Here is a 5,703-nt window from a genome sequence, read left to right on the forward strand (position 1 = left end):
CAAAACTGCAAAAATATAAACAAATCCTGCAATTAACAATCCTCCTAATGGTAATGAAGGGTACCATTTTACGAAATCAATAGCAAACATAATGTTAGAGATAATAATCAGGACCATATTTAATTTATTTATATGCTGTAATTGTCTAACAATGTGCATGGGAGTTATAGAAGTGTTCTCGATTCTTAATCGCTTCAATTTTGTATACCAATAAATCGTTCCTTGTAGTAGAAGAAATTCTAATAGAAAGAATGATACCCAAAAAGAATATAATGAGTATAATTGTAGGCTTGAGAATGTGATATTAAGTAGATAACTAACAAAAATTAAAGAGATGATTGAAACGAATTCTCCTGTATATAGGTATACAAGCCTTTTTTCGATTCTCCTCTTCATCTTTTACTTCCCCCAGATTATTTATTTTTTCATCTACTCAAACGAAACCATATTATCCCATATATTAAGTTAATCACTCCGTTTTTTCTATTACAAAATCTGTAAATATGACTACCTCAGGTTGTGGTATAAACCTGAAAAATTGAGACAAATAAAGATTTAATTCAATTTCATCAATCATATCTATTACTCAATCCTAAAAAAACTCCCTTCTACTTGTCGTAAAATAATACAAATAAAAGAGAGTAAGTTTTTAAAATAGTTAATAGTTATATTATTAATTATGTTGTTATCAAGGCTTTATCGCTAGTCTATGCTCTCTATTAATTTAAACCAACAATTTTTCTGATGTATTCTTTATTAATGTATAGACATTTTTTCTTTAATTTTAATTCGTTAGGTAAGGTTACAAATACACTTTCACCTGAACCTTTCGGACGAATTTGAAATGGTGGATAATCGGCTTTTCCTCCAGGTAAGTTGTCAGACCATCTTCCATGTTTTCCTTTTGTTTCATCAATGTCTACTCTTATGGAATCCGTGTTATGCATACTTTTTATTCGATAATAAAGTTCTGATGCTGTCGTGAGTAGTTCATCATCAGGAATCCAAATCTTATAGTCTATAAATCTATTTTTATCCTTTTCGTATTCATCCCATAATGTTAGTATATATTTTGTTTCTGCAAACCAACCATACCAAGTGGATTCCTCAAATTCATCATTGGCTATTTCGGTAAAATCAATATTAGGAAATGACATATCTTGGTTGTCTGATTTATCCAGTCTATTTCGAACCGTTTTTATTGCATATCCTTCTTTCAAGAATTCATCAGTATGATTTAAATTTTCTCCTTTAGTACCAAACATAAAACCAATTAAATTGAATAGACTACTCTTCCCGTTTACTTTCTTTAGTAAAGTCCGTTGAATTTCTTCATCTGTTTTTCCGATATATTTGTCTAAAGTTTCAGTAACCGTTTCAAGAAAGGTTTTTTCAGGCGGAACATAGATATGTTCAACTTGCTCGGGTGTCATTAGATTTCTAAAATAAGCAGACATATAGCCAACCTTATAGGAGTATGCTCGTGACTTTGCTTTCTCTGTAGAAAATGGTTGTTTAACCCAATCTTTCCCTTTACCTTGCCCTTTTGTACATGCCCCCATTATTTTCTGCTGTTTCTCACTAATTTCATGTGCTTCACCTTGCTGGATTTTTTCAATTATTTTTTGATAGTCTGTTCGTACTTGTGACTCATCCGATTTAGGTAACTGAAAACGAGCAGTTTTAATTATCTTGAATCCTTCAACAGGCGTGTTTTCCTCATGGAGGTAAAAGATTAAAAGCATGCTTTGTGCTTTTTTATTTACTATACTTTTTTCAAATGGAATTTGATGATCTTCCGTATAATTAATCATTCCCAGTACAAGACGTTCTTTTGAACTGTATCCAACCTTTTTTTTCTTAAGAATAGGTGTTACTTTCAATTCGATGTGATGATGTTCGAAATCGGCACCTTTAATAGAATTTGCTGGAATTCCGAAAAAATCAGACTGAATCATATTTCCAATACTACCTTTATCTTTTTTCCTTTTTAACCAACCGGATTTGTCTAAATCTCCAAGCTTTTTCCCGACAAGCTCTTCTGCTGTATCGAAAATTTGTTGCTCAGTCCACGATTCAGAATAAATATAGGACATTTAAACCACCTCGTATATTGTTGTTATGGGATTATTATACCATTTTTCTAAAATATATCTTTTCTTCATATATCAAAGAGATATTGAACAGGAAGGATGTATTGAAATTAGATTGTTTGTTATAGGCTATCAATTGATTAAATTTCATTGATTCTCTCATTACTCAACATTAGAAACTGTAAATTCTCCAACAAAAAACCTTCAAGAATTATTGTGTTAAAAAGAAAGACTCCTAGTAGGAACTGTTTCTTACAATAACCTCAAAGGTTTTATTTCATAGTTTAGTTTCGCGTATTGACGAAAAATTATAAAGTAAAAAGGTAAACTGTTAATCTACTTATAGAATATCATAATATGAGAATTTCAACCATTGTCATAAGACAATACGATCTATAATTCTAGTTTTATGAAATATAAACGAATAAATATTTTTAGTATCCTTTATAATTTTTGGATCTGATTATGAATATTTACCCTACTTAATCCTCCATGGTAACAAATCGCGGATTCGATGTCTAAGTCTAAATATTTCTTCAACGATTCTTTCGCAGCTGTTATATCCAAAGTGGTTGGAACATGAACTCCCTCCAACGTTCCGTTTACACTGTACATCGAATCCCCAGCAACAAGCGTTTTACTTTGCTTCAAATATAAGCTGATATGGCCAGGAGTATGCCCTGGAGTATGGATGACACGAATACCACCACAATAGGGCAGTTCTTGACCGTCAATCAAGGTATCATCCACTTTTCCCTTCGGTGGATTCTTTATGTGCCCGTCTTTCAAAAGAGGTAAATCCCCCTGGATGTAGTGCTTATCTAGTTCGTGAGCATAAACTTTAATATTACTTCCACAATTCTGCAATATTTCAGGAAGGCTGCCTATATGATCTATATCCTGATGCGTCAAAATCACAACTTTTAGTTTATCGAACGACACTCCTATCTTATCCATTGCTGCATGTAAATCTTTAATTTGTCCTGGGAAACCAGTATCTATTAAAACAGCCATTTCCTAATCCCATAATAGGGTTGGATGAATAATGTTCCCATGAAATTCAAGATCCAGCATCTCTACTCCCTTAGAAATTTCCAGAACTTTGGTCTCCTTTATAAGTAAATTTTATTGATGTAAAACAATAGGTTTTCTTACACAAGAAAATTGAAACAATAAAGCTACTTTGTACTTAAAATACTATTATACCTAGTTCACTAATTATTCATTATCAACGCTAAACAGCTTTGTCATTTAAAACTTCGATTTACTTTTACTAATTCCTTCTCCTATTCAAGAAAATGGCCCTCTAATTGAATAAGAAAGGCCTAACTGCTACAACCTCAAAGATTTTTGTTCGTGTTTTAGTTTCGGCAAACAAGATAAAAGCACTATTAAATCCATATGAGAAAGCTTACAATACTAGTAAAAAGTACTATTGAACTAGATGATTCACTGAACATCAAGGAGAGGTTATAAATGCGGTTTAAATATGAAGAACTTAGTACAGCTCCACTACTCGTTAGCTCAATATATGAAGGAGGATCAAAAGGAAACCCAGCTGCAGATGATCCTTTGACTAAATTATTTAAGGTAGAAGGGTTTACAAAGAGTGTAGGAAATAGGAGTGGTTTTAGAAAGTCTAATAAAGAGAATAACGGAAAATCTACTAAGGAAATAGCTTATGTAGTAATTTTTTCTACAGGTAAAATAAAGGAATGGCCAGATACCTTTGATAAATCAACTGGTACCTTTATTTATTATGGTGATAACAGAGAACCAGGAAACTATTATTTAAATACAAAACAAAAAGGAAATGCCCTACTAAAAGATATCTTTGATAAAGCTTATGGACCTGCTGAGGCTAGAATGACTATTCCACCAATGTTTGTTTTTGAATCCACTGGAGTAGGTACAAATGTAGAATTTTTAGGAGTTGCTGTTCCAGGCATAAGAGGGAAAACAAAAGAACAAACACTAGAATTAAAAACATTTGGAGAGTCTCCAAACCAATACCAAAACTATAAAGCACACTTAACAATGATAAACGTGGAGCCAATTGGTGTAAGTAGAGAATGGTTAGCACAGTTAAAAGATATAAACGGAAATACCCTTAAATACGCTCCTAAAGAATGGATTAACTTTGTTAATAATGGTCCAGGGTATGTAACCCCATCAGATTTAATACATAACGACACTATTGATAATACATCTGGTGCGATACTCCCAAGTGAAAAGGAGTACCTCCAAAAAGTTAGAACGACACAAGGGAAATTTCGAGAAAGTTTATTAAACGATACACCGTTTTGTAAAGTATGTGGAATGGACATATCACAGCTATTAGTTGCAAGCCATATTAAACCATGGAAAGATAGTAACGACAAAGAAAGAATAGATTTTTTTAATGGACTTTTACTTTGTCCATCGCATAATGCTGCTTTTGATAGAGGATACATATCATTTGATAATGAAGGTAAAATAATCATTTCTAATCTTTTAAACAAACAAAATAAACAACTATTACAGCTACATGAGAACATAAAAATACTACTTGAATCCAGACACCTCTATTATATGAATTGGCATATGAATAATGTCTTTAAAAATAAGTAAGTTATAAAGAAAAACAATTTACGGGTTTGGTTGATAGAACAAAAATTCAGGAAAAATAATGAATACATGTTTCAGGAAAAATCTAAGGGTGAAAAACCAAAATGGAGTGGAAAAAGGAAAAATGGAAGTCTTAGTGAAAAATATTATTAAATGTAAAAGCTGTAATGACATAATCGAATCGACACATAGATACGACTTTAAATACTGTAAGTGTGGAAAAGTTGCTGTCGATGGTGGTTTAGATTATGCAAAAAGGGTCTTTCCGAATATGCCTATGGAGGACTGGTTTGAAGATCTTTCTGTTTATGAAGATGAGGATAATGATTAAGGATTAAAGTACATGTTGTTTTAGAAAAGTATATGAAGATAAGCACGACTTCACAGGAAGTTTGGCAAGCTTTAGTTATCCTTTGGATTCAAATTGCAGTAAAGAGTGTTTTTTACTAGATAAAAAAAGGAATCTTATTGTATTTTAAAGATTTTGATATCAAAAAAACATTCTTAAAAATTTCAACTTAGATAAACATATAATTAACGAAGTTTCAAATTTGGAGTGATAATATTATGAATTCTATGGAAAAAATTAATCAATTTCGAGATGAAAGAAACTGGCGACAATTTCATAGCGAAAAAGATTTGGCGATTTCAATATCATTAGAAGCTAGTGAATTATTGGAATTATTTCAATGGAAGAATTCTGAAGAGGCAAAAGAAAATGTTGAACGACTGAAAGAAGAGCTGGCAGATGTACTGATTTACTCATATATGATGGCTGATAATTTAGGTTTTGATATTGATCAGATTATAGATGAAAAATTACAGAAAAATACTAAGAAGTACCCTGTAGATAAAAGTAAAGGGAGCAAGAAAAAATCAACAGACTTGTAATTGGATTGACTGGTATATTTACTAACGTTTGTTGAAAACCGATTTTTTGAACTTAATCAAAAAATCGGTTTTATTTGTATTTGACTCTGTAATCAATTATTCTATACAGAGT

5 protein-coding genes and 1 pseudogene are annotated in these 5,703 nt (G+C 31.6%); 3 read left to right on the top strand and 3 right to left on the bottom strand.

Annotation, left to right across the window (positions count from 1 at the left end; all coding sequences use genetic code 11):
* From V7014_RS23435 to V7014_RS23445, 3 genes and pseudogenes are all read right to left on the bottom strand, one after another.
* A partial coding sequence (locus tag V7014_RS23435) for a general stress protein (RefSeq protein WP_335510877.1) occupies positions 1 to 396 on the bottom strand: 396 nt, incomplete at its 3' end.
* 323 nt (positions 397 to 719) lie between these two features.
* Positions 720 to 2,096: a Sau3AI family type II restriction endonuclease gene (locus tag V7014_RS23440; RefSeq protein ID WP_335510880.1), complete on the bottom strand. Its 1,377-nt coding sequence runs from the start codon at positions 2,094 to 2,096 to the stop codon at positions 720 to 722.
* Positions 2,097 to 2,537: 441 nt separating this feature from the next.
* Positions 2,538 to 3,191: pseudogene (locus tag V7014_RS23445) on the bottom strand (MBL fold metallo-hydrolase).
* 378 nt (positions 3,192 to 3,569) lie between these two features.
* On the opposite strand from V7014_RS23445, the gene V7014_RS23450 reads away from it, so the two are divergent.
* The 3 genes from V7014_RS23450 (at position 3,570) to V7014_RS23460 (ending at position 5,591) form a co-directional block, all read left to right on the top strand.
* Positions 3,570 to 4,703, top strand: coding sequence for an HNH endonuclease (locus V7014_RS23450; protein ID WP_335510882.1), 1,134 nt, complete (start codon positions 3,570 to 3,572; stop codon positions 4,701 to 4,703).
* A gap of 106 nt (positions 4,704 to 4,809) precedes the next feature.
* Positions 4,810 to 5,031 carry a DUF7695 domain-containing protein gene (locus tag V7014_RS23455; protein ID WP_335510883.1) on the top strand — a complete coding sequence of 74 codons (222 nt, stop codon included), beginning with the start codon at positions 4,810 to 4,812 and terminating at the stop codon, positions 5,029 to 5,031.
* Positions 5,032 to 5,267: 236 nt separating this feature from the next.
* Entirely contained in the window at positions 5,268 to 5,591 is a 324-nt protein-coding gene (locus tag V7014_RS23460; RefSeq protein WP_335510886.1) for a nucleotide pyrophosphohydrolase, read from the top strand.
* Positions 5,592 to 5,703 lie beyond the last annotated feature (112 nt).

The organism is Bacillus sp. JJ722 (genome assembly GCF_036963345.1).
Classification (GTDB): Bacteria; Bacillota; Bacilli; order Bacillales; family DSM-1321; genus Bacillus_AD.

Bases quoted from the DNA above. Each gene is read 5' to 3' on its own strand.
- V7014_RS23440 (WP_335510880.1), bottom strand. From the start codon at position 2,096: ATGTCCTATATTTATTCTGAATCGTGGACTGAGCAACAAATTTTCGAT.
- V7014_RS23450 (WP_335510882.1), top strand. From the start codon at position 3,570: ATGCGGTTTAAATATGAAGAACTTAGTACAGCTCCACTACTCGTTAGC.
- V7014_RS23460 (WP_335510886.1), top strand. From the start codon at position 5,268: ATGAATTCTATGGAAAAAATTAATCAATTTCGAGATGAAAGAAACTGG.